The 14,873-nt window shown below is 75.5% G+C and carries 14 protein-coding genes, 1 pseudogene and 1 riboswitch; of the genes and pseudogenes, 8 read left to right on the top strand and 7 right to left on the bottom strand.

Translation table 11 applies throughout. From position 1 onward, the window contains the following. Positions 1-11: 11 nt before the first annotated feature. Together ACZ7JZ_RS04870 and ACZ7JZ_RS04865 are read right to left on the bottom strand one after the other, a co-directional pair. Positions 12-2,093 (bottom strand): YhgE/Pip family protein, encoded by a 2,082-nt coding sequence (locus ACZ7JZ_RS04870; protein WP_470933201.1) that lies wholly within the window; start codon positions 2,091-2,093, stop codon positions 12-14. Between the two features lie 382 nt (positions 2,094-2,475). Next, positions 2,476-3,267: pseudogene (locus tag ACZ7JZ_RS04865) on the bottom strand (ATP-binding cassette domain-containing protein); the annotation flags it as partial. 139 nt (positions 3,268-3,406) lie between these two features. Here ACZ7JZ_RS04865 and ACZ7JZ_RS04860 point away from each other — a divergent pair. The 5 genes from ACZ7JZ_RS04860 to ACZ7JZ_RS04840 all read left to right on the top strand — a co-directional run bounded on the left by ACZ7JZ_RS04860 (position 3,407) and on the right by ACZ7JZ_RS04840 (position 7,617). Continuing rightward, the gene (locus ACZ7JZ_RS04860) at positions 3,407-3,877 is read left to right on the top strand and encodes an SAV_6107 family HEPN domain-containing protein (protein ID WP_470933199.1); all 471 of its coding nucleotides are present in this window, start codon (positions 3,407-3,409) and stop codon (positions 3,875-3,877) included. Positions 3,878-3,974: 97 nt separating this feature from the next. After that, positions 3,975-4,733 carry a methyltransferase gene (locus ACZ7JZ_RS04855; RefSeq protein WP_470933197.1) on the top strand — a complete coding sequence of 253 codons (759 nt, stop codon included), beginning with the start codon at positions 3,975-3,977 and terminating at the stop codon, positions 4,731-4,733. A gap of 281 nt (positions 4,734-5,014) precedes the next feature. Next, positions 5,015-5,419, top strand: coding sequence for a DUF3040 domain-containing protein (locus tag ACZ7JZ_RS04850; protein ID WP_470933195.1), 405 nt, complete (start codon positions 5,015-5,017; stop codon positions 5,417-5,419). Positions 5,420-5,519: 100 nt separating this feature from the next. Next, positions 5,520-6,158, top strand: coding sequence for a DUF4126 domain-containing protein (locus tag ACZ7JZ_RS04845; protein WP_470933193.1), 639 nt, complete (start codon positions 5,520-5,522; stop codon positions 6,156-6,158). Between the two features lie 22 nt (positions 6,159-6,180). Further along, the gene (locus ACZ7JZ_RS04840) at positions 6,181-7,617 is read left to right on the top strand and encodes a phytoene desaturase family protein (protein ID WP_470933191.1); all 1,437 of its coding nucleotides are present in this window, start codon (positions 6,181-6,183) and stop codon (positions 7,615-7,617) included. Between the two features lie 153 nt (positions 7,618-7,770). Here the strand turns inward: ACZ7JZ_RS04840 and ACZ7JZ_RS04835 are convergent, their stop codons facing one another. The 5 genes from ACZ7JZ_RS04835 to ACZ7JZ_RS04815 all read right to left on the bottom strand — a co-directional run bounded on the left by ACZ7JZ_RS04835 (position 7,771) and on the right by ACZ7JZ_RS04815 (position 12,177). Next, positions 7,771-8,718, bottom strand: coding sequence for a hypothetical protein (locus tag ACZ7JZ_RS04835; protein ID WP_470933189.1), 948 nt, complete (start codon positions 8,716-8,718; stop codon positions 7,771-7,773). Positions 8,719-8,760: 42 nt separating this feature from the next. Next, entirely contained in the window at positions 8,761-9,675 is a 915-nt protein-coding gene (gene metF, locus ACZ7JZ_RS04830; RefSeq protein ID WP_470933187.1) for a methylenetetrahydrofolate reductase [NAD(P)H], read from the bottom strand. 102 nt (positions 9,676-9,777) lie between these two features. After that, complete coding sequence (gene thiE, locus ACZ7JZ_RS04825; protein WP_470933185.1) at positions 9,778-10,446, bottom strand: thiamine phosphate synthase; 669 nt, start codon at positions 10,444-10,446, stop codon at positions 9,778-9,780. Positions 10,447-10,552: 106 nt separating this feature from the next. After that, on the bottom strand, positions 10,553-10,918 hold the full coding sequence (locus tag ACZ7JZ_RS04820) for an Rv2175c family DNA-binding protein (protein WP_470933183.1): 366 nt from the start codon (positions 10,916-10,918) through the stop codon (positions 10,553-10,555). An 89-nt stretch (positions 10,919-11,007) separates the two neighbouring features. Next, positions 11,008-12,177 carry an NAD(P)/FAD-dependent oxidoreductase gene (locus ACZ7JZ_RS04815; RefSeq protein ID WP_470933416.1) on the bottom strand — a complete coding sequence of 390 codons (1,170 nt, stop codon included), beginning with the start codon at positions 12,175-12,177 and terminating at the stop codon, positions 11,008-11,010. Between the two features lie 215 nt (positions 12,178-12,392). Next, a riboswitch (TPP riboswitch) is annotated at positions 12,393-12,505 on the top strand. On the opposite strand from ACZ7JZ_RS04815, the gene thiO reads away from it, so the two are divergent. From thiO to ACZ7JZ_RS04800, 3 genes are all read left to right on the top strand, one after another. Next, the gene (gene thiO, locus ACZ7JZ_RS04810; RefSeq protein WP_470933181.1) at positions 12,503-13,729 is read left to right on the top strand and encodes a glycine oxidase ThiO; all 1,227 of its coding nucleotides are present in this window, start codon (positions 12,503-12,505) and stop codon (positions 13,727-13,729) included. (Overlaps the previous riboswitch by 3 nt.) Further along, positions 13,726-13,947 carry a sulfur carrier protein ThiS gene (gene thiS / locus ACZ7JZ_RS04805; protein WP_470933179.1) on the top strand — a complete coding sequence of 74 codons (222 nt, stop codon included), beginning with the start codon at positions 13,726-13,728 and terminating at the stop codon, positions 13,945-13,947. The genes thiO and thiS overlap by 4 nt, the downstream gene beginning before the upstream one ends. A gap of 5 nt (positions 13,948-13,952) precedes the next feature. Further along, positions 13,953-14,747, top strand: a complete 795-nt coding sequence (locus ACZ7JZ_RS04800) for a thiazole synthase (protein ID WP_470933177.1) — start codon at positions 13,953-13,955, stop codon at positions 14,745-14,747. The last annotated feature ends 126 nt before the right edge of the window (positions 14,748-14,873 follow it).

Genomic DNA, 14,873 nt, shown 5'->3' with positions numbered 1-14,873 from the left:
TTCTCACAGGTCTACAGGCTCAGTTCGGGGTGCAGCCGGTCCATGGTCCATACCTGCTTGCCGCGGGCGGCGAGGGCGGTCAGGGCCAGGGCTCCGGCGGTGAACGCGGCCAGGACCACCGCGCCCTGCCAGACCGGCGTGAGGTCGCCGCCGGTGATGAGCCGGCGCAGGCTCTCGACGACGTACGACATCGGCAGGTAGGGGTGGAGGGCGTTGAAGAAGCCGGGGCTGGTCTGCACCGGGTAGGTGCCGCCCGCCGAGGTCAGCTGGAGCATCAGCACGGCGAGGACCAGGATCCGGCCGGCCGCGCCGAACTTGGCGTTCAGCCACTGCACGATGGCCGCGAAGCAGCCGGTGACCAGGACCAGGAACGCGACGGTCCCGGCGGGCCGGGCCATCTCCAGGCCGAGTCCCCAGTGCAGGACGGACATCAGGGCGCAGACCTGGAGGGTGCCGAGGGCGGCGACCGGCAGCCAGCCCGCGAGGGCGATCCGCCAGGCCGAGGCGCCCGCGGCGAGCGCCCGCCGGTTCATCGGCTGGATCAGCATGTACGCCACCATCGCGCCGACCCACAGGGACAGCGGGATGAAGTACGGGGCGAAGCCGGTGCCGTAGTTCGGGGCCTTGTGCAGGGACTGGGCGGCCAGTTGGACCGGGTCGGCCATGACCTCGGTGCGCTGTTCGCGCTGCTGCTTGTCGTAGTCGGGGATGCGGTCCACGCCGTCGTGGAGCCCGCCGGCCAGTTCGCCGGAGCCGTCGACGAGCTTGTAGATGCCGCCGTCGAGGCTGCGGGCGCCCGCACCGAGCTTGCCCACGCCGCTGTCGATGCCGGCGGAGCCGGAGGCGGCGGAGGACAGGCCGGCGTGCAGCTGGTCCATGCCGTCGGCGACCTTGTGGGCGCCCTTGTTCAGGGCGTTGACCCCGGCGACGGCCGCGTCCAGGTCGTCGGCGAGCCCGGGGGCCCTGCGGGCCAGTTCGCGGGCCTGCCGCTCCAGCTTCTTCAGCTGGGAGTCCAGTTTGTCGAGGTTGCCGTTGGAGGCGGAGACCCGGTCGGCGGCCTTGCCGGTGAGCCCGGCGGCCTCCGCGGCGGCGTCCTTGGCCTTCTTCAGGGCGGTGCAGCCCTGCGGGGCCTCGCCGCCCGTGCACAGCTCGCCGTACGCGGTGTCCAGGTTCGCGGAGGCGGCCTTGGCCTTCTCGTCGGCCGCGGCGGCCGCCCCGGAGATCTCGTCGAGGTGCTTGCGGACGGTGGCGGCCGTGTCGGCGACGACCGCGGCGGTGTCGGCGATCTGCTGGGCGTTCTCCTTCAGGAACGGCCGGGCCCGGTCCGCCGCCCCGGTGACCTTGTCGGCGACCTTCTGGGTGCCGCCGGCCACGTCGCGGGCGCCGGTCTCCAGCCGGCCCGCGGCCGCGTCCAGCTTGCGCAGGCCCCCGGCGAGCTCGCCGGTCTTCTCCTTGGCGGTGCCGAGGCCGCTGGCCAGGCTCTCGGAGCCCTTCTTGGCCTCGCCGATGCCGTCGCTCAGGCGGGTGGCGCCGTCGGCGGCCTCCTGGGTCTTGCCGTGGAGGTCGGAGAAGGAGATGAAGATCTTGTCGAGGAAGCCCCGGGAGGCGTTCGAGGAGGCGGAGGCCCGCACCTCGGAGAAGACGGTCTTGGAGATGGAGCCGACGACGTAGTTGTTGGAGTCGTTCGTACGGACCTGGAGGGCGCCGGTCTCCGGGGAGTCACCGGAGCTGGAGGCGATCCGGGTGCTGAAGTCCTCCGGCATGGTCAGGGACAGGTAGTACCGGCCCTTCTCCAGCCCCTCGCGGGCCTCGTCGGCGTCCACCTCCCGCCAGTCGAAGGTCCGGCTCTCGCGGAGCCCCTTGGTGATCTCGTCCCCGGCCGTGACGCGCTTGCCGTCGACGACGGCGCCCTTGTCGGCGTTGACCAGGGCGACGGGCACCTTGTCGAGGCGGCTGTACGGGTCCCAGAACGACCAGAGGTAGAGCGCGCCGTACAGCAGCGGCAGGAGCAGGAGCGCGACGAGGGCGGCGCGGGGCATCTTGCCCCGGGCGAACCTCTTCAGCTCAAGAGCGGCGAGCTTCGGCGAGCGCATCGGCCGCCCCCTTCTGTACGGTGCGGTCGCCTGCGGCGGCGGGCGCGGATTCGGGCGCGGCTTCGGCCGCGGTCTCGGTCTCGGTGGCGGTCTCGGTCACACCGGCTTCGGCCGCCGTCGCGGTCTCGGCCGCGGTCGCGGAATCGGTCTCGGTCGCGGCCTGGGTCGCGGCCGCACCGGCTTCGGCGACCGGCGCGGATCCGGCCCCGGCGGTGGGCGCGGGTACGGCCTCATCGGCCTGTACCGGGGCGACCCCGGCGCCGGACCCGGGCACTTCGGTCTCGCGGGACGCGGGCGCGGCGGACGCGGCGGGCGCGGCGGACGCGGCTGCCGCCTCGGCGGCGGCCGCGCGCCGGGCGCGGAGCCGACGGCTGCGGCCCCCGGCCGGATCCGGAACCGGGGCGGCAGCCGAGCCCGCGGCCGAGTCCGCGGCCGGGGTGAAGGTGGTGCCCCCCGGCGCCACCTGCACCCCGGTGCCGGGGGCCGCCGTCCGCAGGACCACCGCGCCGGCGGGGGCCTCGCTGCACACCGCCAGGACGGTGGTGCCGCGGGCCGCGACCGCGCGCAGCAGGTCCCACAGCTCGGTGCGCTCGGCGTCGGAGAGCTTCAGGTCGGCGTCGTCCATCGCCAGCAGCCGGGGGCGGGCGATCAGGGCCAGCGCCAGGGAGAGCCGGACCTCCTGCAGCCGCTCCAGGCTCCGCACGGAGGTGCGGGGGCCGTTCGGGAGGGCGGACACGTCGAGGCCGACGAGGGCCAGGGCCTCGTCGATCCGCTCCGCGAGCTGCGCGGCCCGCTGCGCGCGGGGCCGCAGGAGGGCCCGTACGGGGGTGTCGTACCGGCGCTGGAGGAGCGCCCGCTCGCGGAGCTGTTCGGCGACGGTCAAGGCCGGGTCGAGATCGGTGACCCCGGGGACCGGGCCGAGGGCGCTGAGGCGGCGTACGGCGGCCATCTTCTTCGGCAGCGGGAGACCCGCGACCTCCGCCGATCCGGCCGTCGGCTTCATGCGACCGGTGAGGGCCAGCAGCAGGCAGGTGCGGCCGGATCCGGAGGGACCCTCCACCGCGATGAGCGAACCGGCTCCGGCGTCCAGGTCCACGCCCTGGAAGACCCAGCCGCGCGGGCCCTTCAGTCCGAAGTCCGCGGCCTTGACGGCCGCGCCGAACGGGCTGTCCACACCCCTCCCCCTCCTTTTGAACTGACCGGTCAGTCTAAAAACTAGCCCGCGCCGGACGGGTCGTCAAAATCCCAGCTCGGGGGGACTGTCAGTGGGGCCCGTCACGATGGGGGGACACGACGAAGACAGGAGGTACGTCATGGCAACACAAGCCGCCGATGTCCACCCCGTCCTCCGCCGGGCCCCGGCTCCGCCCGCGGCCCTCGACCTGCTCGCCAAGGCCCGCAGCGGCCTCGACGAAGCAGCCGCCACGGACCGGCCGAACGAGCGCTACGCCACCGCCCACCTCGCCGCCCTGCGCACCGCCGCGGCGGTCCTCGCCGCCCGGGCCCGCCCCGAGCCCGTCCGCCCGCGCCGCCGGCCCCGGATCCGCAGCGCCTGGGAAGTGCTGCCGGAGCTCGCCCCCGAGCTCGCCGAGTGGAGCGCCCTGTTCGCCTCCGGGGCGGCCCGCCGGGCCCGGGCCGAGGCCGGCATACCGGGGGCGGCCAGCCCCCGGGAGGCGGACGACCTGCTCCGCGCGTCCGCGATGTTCCTCCGGCTGGTCGAGCGGATGCTCGCGCTGGCGCCGACGCTCCCGACCCCCCGGACGGAGCAGCCCGACGCGGGATGACGGGCAGCGCCGCGGGAGGCAATAGGGTGGCTGTGCACTGCACGCCCGTACCCACCCCGCCGCCCGCGGCGGTTCCCGCGCCGAGGAGTCATCAGCCGTGTCGGACACTTCCCGCCCCCGCGCCTCCCTCCGCACCGCCGTGGTGTGGGAGGTCCTCAAGGAGGCCTTGGACGACCGGGCCAAGGCGGCCGGGCGGGAGGCTCTGGACGTGCTGGACACCGGCGGCGGCACGGGCAAGTTCGCCGTGCCGCTCGCCCGCCTGGGCCACCGCGTCACGGTCGTGGACCCGAGCCCCAACGCCCTGTTCGGCCTGGAGCGCCGGGTGGCCGAGGCCGGCGTCGCCGACCTCGTCACGGGCGTGCAGGGCGACGCCCAGGGCCTGCTGGACGTGGTCGAGCGCGAGTCCTACGACGTCGTGCTGTGCCACGGGGTCCTGGAGTACCTCGACGACCCCGCCGAGGGCCTCGCCAACACCGTGGCCGCCCTGCGCCCCGGCGGCACGCTGAGCCTGCTCGCGGCGGGCCTGGGCGGCGCCGTGCTCGCGCGGGCCCTCGCCGGGCACTTCACGGAGGCCCGCACCGCCCTCACCGACCCGGCCGGGCGCTGGGGCGCGGGCGACCCGGTGCCGCGCCGCTTCACCGCCGAGCAGCTGTCCGGCCTGGTCGCCGCGGCCGGCCTGGAGGTCGGCTCGGTGCACGGCGTACGGGTCTTCGCGGACCTCGTCCCCGGGGTCCTCGTGGACACCGAGCCGGGCGCCGTGGAGGCCCTGCTGAGGCTGGAGGAGGCCGCCGCGGAGCTGCCCGCCTTCCACGCCGTCGCCACCCAGCTGCACGTCCTGGGCAAGAAGCAGTCCTGATCTGCGGCGCGGCACACGGGGGCCGAGTCGGACGCCGTGTGCCGCAGACCCTCCGTTCAGCCGGTCGGCCCCGTATGATCGGGGGACACGTCCCGGCATGGCGGACCGGCGGTTGGGGAATAAGGGCCTCAGCAACCGCCCGCACGACGGTACGGTTCTTACGCAGGGCTTATTCAGGAAACGTGGCGTAGAGGGCGGGTTTCACGGGGGCGATTCCCTGCCTATCCTGGAGGGGACCCCCGGTCGCTACCCCCCGCGACCGACGGATGAGGAGGACTCCCGTGCCGCTCTCGGAGCACGAGCAGCGAATGCTCGAGCAGATGGAGCGAGCGCTGTACGCCGAAGATCCCAAGTTCGCGACAGCGCTTGAGGGAAGCGGGCTGCGTACGTACACCCGACGACGGGTCTACCAGGCAGTCGCAGGCTTTCTGGTGGGTATCGCGCTCCTCATGACCGGAATGGTCGCGCCGAACCTGCTCTGGATCAGTGTGGTGGGCTTCCTCGTCATGCTGGGCTGTGCTGTTCTCGCGGTCACCGGATGGCGCAAGGCACCCAAACCCGGTGAGCAGCCCGCCCCCGGCAGTGCCGGCGGTCCGGGCCGCAGCGGCCAGAACAGGCAGCGCCGGTCGATGATGAACCGCATCGAGCAGCGGTGGCAGCGCCGCCGCGACGAACAGGGCCACTGAGCACCGCCGCACCCGCAGTACCCGCAGTACCCGTGCATGAGGGGGTGCCCGTCCACCGGACGGGCACCCCCTCCGCCACACCGTGCGGCATGATGACCGGATGAGTGTGCTCCCCCTGGTCTTCACCAGCGGCTGGGCCAGCGGGATCAACGCGTACGCCGTGGTCCTGCTGCTCGGCATCTTCGGCGCCACCGGGCTGACCGACGAGGTGCCCGCCTCCCTCCAGCGCACCGACGTGCTCATCGCCGCGGCCGTGCTCTTCCTCTGCGACTCCGTGGCCGACAAGATCCCGTACGTGGACTCGGCCTGGGACGCCGTCCACACCGTGGTCCGGCCGGTCTCCGGGGCCGTCGTGGGGGCGCTGCTGGCCGGGCAGAGCGGCTCGCTCTCCGACCTCGCCGCCGGGGCGGTGGGCGGTACCACCGCCCTGGCCAGCCATTTCGTGAAGGCCGGCACCCGGATGGCGATCAACACCTCGCCGGAGCCGGTCAGCAATATCGTCATGAGCACCGCCGAGGACCTCGGCGTGGGCGGGCTCGTCACCTTCGCGATGTTCTACCCGGAGGCCGCGGCGGTCATCGCCGGGGTGCTGCTCCTGGCCGGCATCGCCCTGCTGGTGTTCCTGTGGAGCCGGATCCGCCGCTTCCTGCGCCGCCGCGCCCAGCGGCGGGAGGAGCGGCAGCTGGCCCGGGAGGCCCCCGCCGGGCCGGGTCCGGGGGCCGGGCCGCCGCCCCGCTGACCCCGGCCGATAGGGTCGCCGCATGGCACGAATTGCGGTGATCGGCTCCGGGATGGGCGCGATGGCGGCGGCCGCCCGGCTGGCCGTGGCAGGCCACGGGGTCACGGTCTACGAACGGGCGGACACCTACGGCGGGGCGGTGGGCCGCTTCGAGCGCGAGGGCTTCGCCTTCGACACCGGGCCCGGACTGCTGCACCTGCCGGCCGTCTACCGGGACCTGTTCGTCAAAACCGGCAAGCGGCCGCTCGAGGACTGCGTGGAGACCGTCCAGGTCGACCCGGCCGTCCGGCACGTCCTGCCCGGCGGGACCGGTGTCCGCCTCCCCAACGCCTCCCGCGGCGGAACCGCCGCCGCCCTCGACCGGGCCTTCGGCCCCGGCGCCGGAGAGCGCTGGGCTGCCGTGCTGGGCCGGGCCCGGGACGCCTGGGACGCCACCCGCCGGCCGCTGCTGGAGGAACCCCTGTGGCCCGACTGGCCGGTGCTGGGCCGCGACCCCTACCCCGCCCTGCGCCGGAGCGGGCTGCTGCGCCGCCGCCCGCCCACCCTGGCCGAGGTGGCCGCGCGGGAGCTGGGCGGCCCCCTCGGCTCCCTGCTGGAGCACCGGGTGCTGGCCTACGGGCTGGACCCGCAGGCCGTCCCCGCCTCCGCCGCCGTCCTGCCGTACATGGAGCAGACCTTCGGCAGCTGGTACGTCCGCGGCGGGATGCGCACCCTCGCGACGGCCGTGTACGAGCGCTGCCGGGAGCGGCGCGTGGAGTTCGTCTTCGGGGCCGCGGTGGCCGCCGTGGCCGAGCGCGGCGGCCGGGCGGCCGGGGTGGTGCTGGCCGACGGCACCGAAACCCCCGCCGACGCCGTCGTGTGCGGGACCGACCCGCGGGCCCTGGCCGCCCTGCTGCCGGACCGCACCCTGTGGCCCGCGGGCGCCCGGGGGCCGGGGGCCCCCGCCGCCGGCCGGCTCACGGTGTTCTGCGCCCTGCGCGGGGCCCGCCCGCAGGACGCGGTGCACCGCACGCTGGTCCACGCGGCCCCCGGGCTGCCCGCCGTGACCGTGCTGCGCCCCGACGACCCGGCCGGCCGGCCGGATGCGGGGCACGAGGCCGTGGTGCTGCGGGCCGTGGTCCCCGGCGGGACCGCCGGGACCGCCCCCGGGGCCGCGGAGGTCCTGGCGGCGGCCGGGGCGGCCGTACCGGACCTGCGCGAGCGGCTGCTGTGGCACGAGGTGCACACCCCGGCCGATACGGCCGCGGCGACCGGCTGGGCGGACGGGACCGTACCGGCGCCCGCCCTGGCCGGGGCCGGCGGCGCCCTGCTGCACCCCGCGAACACCACCGCCCTGCCCGGCCTCTACCTGGCCGGCGGTGGGGCCCACCCCGGCGGCGGGCTCGCGCACGCCGGGATGTCGGGGGCCCTGGTGGCCGGGCTGATCGTCGAGGGCGACGGGTTCCGCGGCTCGCAGTGAGCCGGGGGCGCGCCGGGAGCGCCGGCCCCGGGAGCACGGCCCGCGCCGGGGCTCCGGGTCCGCGGGCGGTGGAACGGGTCCGGCCCGCAGGAGGAGTCCTCCTGCGGGCCGGACCCGCTGCGCTGCCGCCGGGGCCGCCCGGCGGCGTCCCGCTCAGTAGCGGTACTGCTCGTACTCGCCCGTCGGGGTCTCGTACCCGGGGGCCGCGGGCTGCCCGGCCGCGGGGTCCTGGGCCGGGTAGCCGCCCTGGGGCTGCTGGTACGGGTACGCCTGCTGCTCGGGGTACGGCTGCTCCGTTCCGCGCTGCGCCGGGACCCAGACCCCGCCGGGCGGGGTGTCCATGGCGTAGTGGTGGCTCGTGTACGGGTCCTGGGGGTTCTGGTACCCCTCCTGGCCCGTGCCGTGGTATTGCGCGCCGTAGCCCGGGTAGCCCGTCTGGTCCTGGCTGCCGGGGGGCTGGGCGCCCGCCCCGCCGTACGGGTCCGCGTAGGCCGCGTAGGAGGGGTGCTCGCCGGTGCCGTAGTCGTACCCGCCCTGACCGCCCTGGGCGTACGCGTCCTGCGGGGCGCCGTCGGCGGGGGCCTGCGGGTCGTAGTAGCCGGAGTAGGCGTAACCGGGGTCCTGGGCGGCGCCGCCTGCGTAGGCGTAGCCGGACTGGTCGCCGTACGGGGCGTCCGCGGCGGGGTCCGCGAAGGGAGAGGCGAAGGCAGAGGTCTCGCCGGGATCGCCGTGGGCGGGGGGGCCTGCGACCTCGACGGGCTCGATGGCCTCCAGGCCGGAGACCTCCAGCGCGGGCTCCTCGCGGGCCGGGCGGCCGCTGCGGCGCTTGGGGGCGGCCGGCTTCTTCTTCTTGCCGACCGACCAGCCCGCCTCGAAGCCCCGCCGGAAGGAGAGCGTGACCAGGGTCTGGCCCACGGCGAAGGCCGTCGCGCCGATCCCGATGACGATCACGGAGGGCAGCAGGACTCCCGCGACCACGCCGAGGAAGCCGGCGAAGGCCAGCACCCGCCAGCGCAGCCGGGCCTTGTTCTGCAGCAGAACCTCAGCCAGCAGCCACAACGCGACGAAGCCGAACGCGATGTAGAGGACCGTCCAGCCCATGCATGGCCCCTCTCGGTACGGCCGACGCGTGCGCGTGACCGGTCAGGGCCGCTGGTGCAGGCCCAGGTTTTCGTAGATCTCGAGGGTCGCCGTGGAGTTGTTCGTGATGAAGTGCAGCCCCGGGACGCCCTCGGCGAGCAGCCGCGCGCAGAACTCCGTGGCGAACTCGATGCCAATGGAGCGTACAGCGGCCGGATCGTCCTTGACCGCGAGGATGCGCTCTTTCACATCGTCCGGGAAGGCGGCGGTGCTCAGCTGGGGCAGCCGGTCGAGGGTCCGGGCGTTCACAACGGCCATGACCTCGGGGATGATCGGGGTCTCGCAGCCGGCCTTCTCGACGCTGTCGCGCAGCCGCAGGTAGCTCTCGGGATGGAAGAACATCTGCGTGATCGCGTAGTCGGCACCCGCACGGCATTTGTCGACGAAGTGCCGGATGTCCGTGTCCCAGTCCGTGGACCGGGGGTGCATCTCGGGGAAGGCGGCGACGCCCACGCAGAAGTCCCCGGACTCCTTGATCAGCCGGACCAGGTCGGCGGCGTACGCGACCCCCTCGGGGTGCTCGACCCACTCGCCCAGGGGGTCGCCGGGCGGGTCCCCGCGCAGGGCGAGGAGGTTGCGGATCCCGGCGTCGGCGAGCTGGCCGAGGACGTTGCGCAGCTCGGCCACCGAGTGGTCGACGGCGGTGAGGTGCGCGACCGGGGTCAGGGTGGTGTCGGCGGCGATGTCCTGGGTGGCCTTGACGGTGCCGCCCCGGGTGGAGCCGCCGGCGCCGTAGGTGACGGAGACGAAGCTCGGGCCGACGGCCTCGACGCGGCGCAGGGAGTTCCAGAGGGTCCGCTCGCCCTTCTCGGTCCGCGGGGCGTAGAACTCGAAGGAGTACGAGGCCTTTCCGGACGCGAGGATGTCACGGACCGTACGTGCGCGGTCCGTCCGGGTGGACGCGGTTCCAAGGGCCATACCGGCAGGTTAGACGCGGTCCATGATCCCCCAAAGAAGCGTCCACCTGTCGGACACGATTTTGGACACCTTCGGGCGGGGCCCCGGCCGGCCCACGCGGGCTCAGGCCGTACGGGCGCGGACCCGCTGGGCGAGTGCGGCGGCCGCGGCGCCGGGGTCGGAGGCCTCGGTGATCGCGCGGACCACCACCACGCGGGTGGCTCCGGCGTCCAGGACCTCGTCCAGGTTCCCGGCGTCGATCCCGCCGATGGCGAACCAGGGCCGGTCCTGGGCCAGCCCGGCGGCGTAGCGGACCAGGTCGAGACCGGGGGCGTGGCGGCCGGGCTTGGTGGGGGTCGGCCAGCAGGGGCCGGTGCAGAAGTAGTCCACGCCCGGCTCGGCCGCGGCGCCGTCCACCTCGGACTCGGCGTGGCAGGAGCGGCCGACGAGCACGTCCGGGCCCAGGATCGCGCGGGCGGCCGGCACCGGGATGTCCCCCTGGCCCAGGTGCAGCACGCCGGAGCCGATGGCGTGGGCCACGTCCGCGCGGTCGTTCACCGCGAGGAGCCTGCCGTGCCGGCGGGCGGCCTCGGCGAACACCTCCAGGTGCTCGAGCTCCTCCCCCGCCTCCATGCCCTTGTCGCGCAGCTGCACGATGTCGACCCCGCCGGCGAGGACCGCGTCGAGGAACTCCGGGAGGTCGCCCTGGCGCTTGCGCGCGTCGGTGCACAGGTAGAGGCGGGCGTCGGACAGCAGGGCGCGCGCGGCGGCGCGGCCGGTGGCCTGGGACATGCGGGAAACCCCCCGGGGCGTGGCGGTGTACGGGCCGGCGGCCCGTACACCGCGTGGAGCGGAGTGGAGCAGTGGAGCTGGGTGCGGCTGGGTGCAGCCGGTCAGGTCAGACGGCGAGCGCCTGGGCGCGGCGCTTCACCTCCGTGCCGCGGTTCTCGCTCAGCGCCTGCGCGGGGGTGCCGGGCAGGGAGGGGTCGGCGGTGAAGAGCCACTCCAGGATCTCTTCGTCGTTGAAGCCGTCGTCCCGGAGCAGGGTCAGGGTGCCCACGAGGCCCTTGACCACCTTGTCGCCGTCGATGAAGGCGGCGGGCACCTGCAGCGCGCGGTTCTCCCCGCGGCGTACGGCGATCAGCTGGCCCTCCTTGACCAGCTGGCGGACTCGGGTCACCTCGACGTCCAGCATCTCCGCGATATCGGGGAGGTAGAGCCAGTCGGGGACGAGAGCATCGGTCTTTGCGTCAATCTCGGTCACGGAACAAGCCTGCCATCCCGGAACGGCGGCCGGTACCCGGGCCGGTGCGGACGGGGGGCGCACCGGCGCGCACCCCCGCCCCCGCCGGGCTACTGCGCGGCGGCCGTCTTCAGGGGTACGGCCGGATCGGCGGCCCTGGCCGGGTCCACCGGGGTCCCGGCCTCGATCAGCTTGCGGCCCTGCGCCAGGTCCCGCGGGCGGCCCACGGCGAGCAGGGCCACCGGTACCCGCTCGCGCAGCCACAGCACCGACCAGGTGTCCTCGGCGGGGTCCCCGCGCCACAGCACGGTGTCGCCGCCCGCGTGGTGCCCGGCGTACTGCACGAAGCGGCCGAACTGCTCGGACCAGAAGTAGGGCACGGGGTCGTACGCGGGCCCGCCGTCCTCTGCGAGCACGGCGGCGGCGACGGTCCGCGGCCCCTGGAGGGCGTTGTCCCAGTGGTGGACGAGCAGCCGCTCGCCGTAGCGCGCGGAGGGGAAGGAGGCGCAGTCCCCGACGGCGTACACCCCGGGTACGGAGGTCCGCAGCCGGTCGTCGGCGGTGACGGAGCCGTCGGGGCCGAGCGCGATGCCCGAGCCGGCGAGCCAGCCGGTGGCGGGCCGGGCCCCGATGCCGACGACGACGGCGTCGGCGGGCAGTTCGGTGCCGTCGGAGAGCCGGACGCGGCCCTCTTCGACGGCGGTGACCCTGGTGCCGGTCAGGAGGCGGGCTCCGGCGGCGGCGTACCAGGCGGCCATGGGGGCGGTGACCTCGGCGGGCAGGGCCCCGGCGAGCGGCCGGTCCGCGGCCTCGACCACGGTGACGGTGCAGCCCGCCTCGCGGGCGGCGGTGGTGAACTCGGCGCCGATCCAGCCCGCGCCGACCACGACCACGTCGTGCCCGCCCTCGACCACCGGGCGCAGCCGGGCCGCGTCGTCGAGGGTGCGCAGCAGGTGCACGCCGGGTACGGAGCCGCTGCCGGGCAGGGTGAGCGGTTCGGCGCCGGTGGCAAGGACCAGGACGTCGTACGGCACCGGGCCGGCCGGGGTGTCGAGCTCGCGGTCGGCGGGGCGCAGCGCGGAGACGTCCGTGCCGAGGCGCAGCTCGACGCCGAGTTCCTCGAAGTCCACGTCGAAGGCGGAGTGCTCGGCCTTGCCGAGGAGGACGGCCTTGGACAGCGGGGGCCGGTCGTAGGGCTGGTGGGGTTCGGCGCCCAGGAGGGTCACCGGGCCGGTGAACCCGGCCTCGCGCAGGGCCACGGCGGTCTGCACGCCGGCCATTCCGGCGCCGACGATGACGACGCCCCGCCGGGCCCCGCCCGGGCTGCTGCTGCGCTGTTCGGTCACGTGATCGGTCACGTCGGCCACCCTAGCCATCTGACGCCCCGTGAGGGGAGGGTTCGGCGGCGGCCCGGCCCGCCGCCGCCCCGGGCCGGGCGGTGCGGGCGGGGCGACCGGCCTTACCCGCGGTTCCGGGCGGGGGCTAATCTGGCCACCGTACCTATCGCGGGAGCCCGGGCGGACCGGGCTGAGAGGGAGGCTGGCCGGCCTCCGACCGTACGAACCTGATCCGGGTCATGCCGGCGAAGGGAGGGGCTGGACGCCCATGCTTGCATCCATACGGCGTTCCCCGGGGGATCCGGGGGCGGACGTCCTCGTCATCGGGGGCGGGATCATCGGACTGGTCACCGCGTGGCGGGCCGCGCAGCGCGGTCTGCGCACCGCGGTGGCGGACCCGGCGCCGGGCGGCGGGGCCGCCCGGGTCGCGGCGGGCATGCTGGCCGCCGTCACCGAGCTGCACTATGGCGAGGAGACCCTGCTCGGGCTGAACCTGGCCTCGGCCGCGCGCTATCCGCAGTTCGCGGCCGAACTGGCCGAGGCCTCCGGCGGCCTGGACATCGGCTACCGGGCCTGCGGCACCCTCGCCGTGGCCCTCGACGCCGACGACCGGGCCCACCTGCGGGACCTGCACGCCCTCCAGCGCCGCTGCGGGCTGGACTCCCAGTGGCTGACCGGCCGCGAGTGCCGGCGCCTGGAGCCGATGCTCGCGCCGGGGGTGCGCGGCGGGCTGCGCGTGGACGGGGACCACCAGGTCGACCCGCGGCGGCTGGCGGCGGCGCTGCTGGCCGCCTGCGAGCGGGCGGGCGTGGTCTTCCACCGGACCTCCGCACAGCGGCTCGACGTCCGGGGCGGCCGGGCCGCCGGAGCCGTGCTGGCCGACGGGACCCGGGTCGGCGCGGGCCAGGTGGTCCTGGCCGGCGGTTCGCTGAGCGGGCGGCTGGCCGGGGTGCCGCCGGAGGCGGTACCGCCGGTGCGGCCCGTCAAGGGGCAGGTGCTGCGGCTGGCGGTGCCCCCGTCGTACGCGCCCTTCCTCCAGCGGACCGTACGGGCCGTGGTGCGCGGCAGCCACGTGTACCTCGTACCGCGGGAGAACGGCGAGCTGGTCGTCGGCGCGACGAGCGAGGAGCAGGGCTGGGACACCACGGTGACCGCGGGCGGGGTGTACGAACTCCTGCGCGACGCCCACGAGCTGGTGCCCGGCATCACCGAACTCCCCCTCACCGAGACCCTGGCCGGACTGCGCCCGGCCTCCCCCGACAACGCCCCGCTGCTGGGCCCCTCGGCCCTGCCCGGACTGCACCTGGCCACCGGCCACTACCGCAACGGCGTGCTGCTGACCCCGCTGACCGGGGAGGTACTGGCCGAGGTACTGACGGGCGGCGAACTACCCGAGACCGTACGGCCCTTCACCCCGGGACGCTTCACGGCCGCCCGCCCGGCCGCCCCCGTGCCCGCCCCCCGCTCCACCGCTCCCGAGGAGTTCCTCGTATGACCGCCACGGCCGCCCCCCTGAACGTCTCGGTCAACGGGGAGTCCCGCTCCTTCGCCGAAGGCACCACCCTCGACGCGGTGGTCGCCACCCTCACGCAGGCCCCGTCCGGAGTGGCCGCGGCCCTCAACGAGACCGTCGTACCCCGCAGGCAGTGGGCCGCGACCCCGGTGGGCGAGGGGGACCGCGTCGAGGTCCTCACCGCAGTGCAGGGGGGCTGAGCGCGATGGCGGACGACCTCCTGACCCTCGGCGGGCGGACCTTCTCCTCCCGGCTGGTCATGGGCACCGGCGGGGCCCCCAGCCTCGACGTGCTCGAACGCGCCCTGGCGGCCTCCGGCACCCAGCTGACGACCGTGGCCATGCGCCGGCTGGACCCCACCGTGCAGGGCTCGGTCTTCTCCGTGCTCTCGAAGCTCGGCATCGACGTGCTGCCCAATACGGCAGGCTGCTTCACGGCCGGCGAGGCGGTGCTGACCGCGCGGCTGGCGCGGGAGGCCCTCGGGACGGACTGGATCAAGCTGGAGGTGGTCGCGGACGAGCGGACGCTGCTGCCGGATCCGGTGGAGCTGCTCGACGCGGCCGAGGTCCTCGTGGACGAGGGCTTCACCGTCCTCCCCTACACGAACGACGACCCCGTCCTGGCGCGGAAGCTGGAGGACGTGGGCTGCGCGGCCGTCATGCCGCTGGGCTCCCCCATCGGCTCCGGGCTCGGCATCCGCAACCCGCACAACTTCGAGCTGATCGTGGAGCGGGCCGGGGTCCCGGTGATCCTGGACGCGGGGGCCGGGACCGCGTCGGACGCGGCGCTGGCGATGGAGCTGGGGTGTGCGGCGGTGATGCTGGCCTCGGCGGTGACGCGGGCGCAGGAGCCGGTGCTGATGGCTGCGGCGATGCGGGACGCCGTGTCGGCGGGGCGGCTGGCGTACCGGGCCGGGCGGATCCCGGTACGCCGGTTCGCCCTGGCCTCCTCCCCCACGGAGGGCCGCGCCACCCTCGACCCGGAACGCCCGGCCTTCTGACCGGCTCCGCTGGGCGGGGCCGGTCCCGGGGGTCCGGGGCGGGTCTTCGGGAGCGGCCCGCGGTTGTTGAGCCGCGTCACAGTCGTGCCGCAAGGCGGGCCGGGCGGGCGGGGGCGGGTGGGGGCG

Source organism: Streptomyces sp. NPDC038213 (genome assembly GCF_055600495.1).
This window is presented reverse-complemented; position numbering and strand designations above follow the sequence as displayed.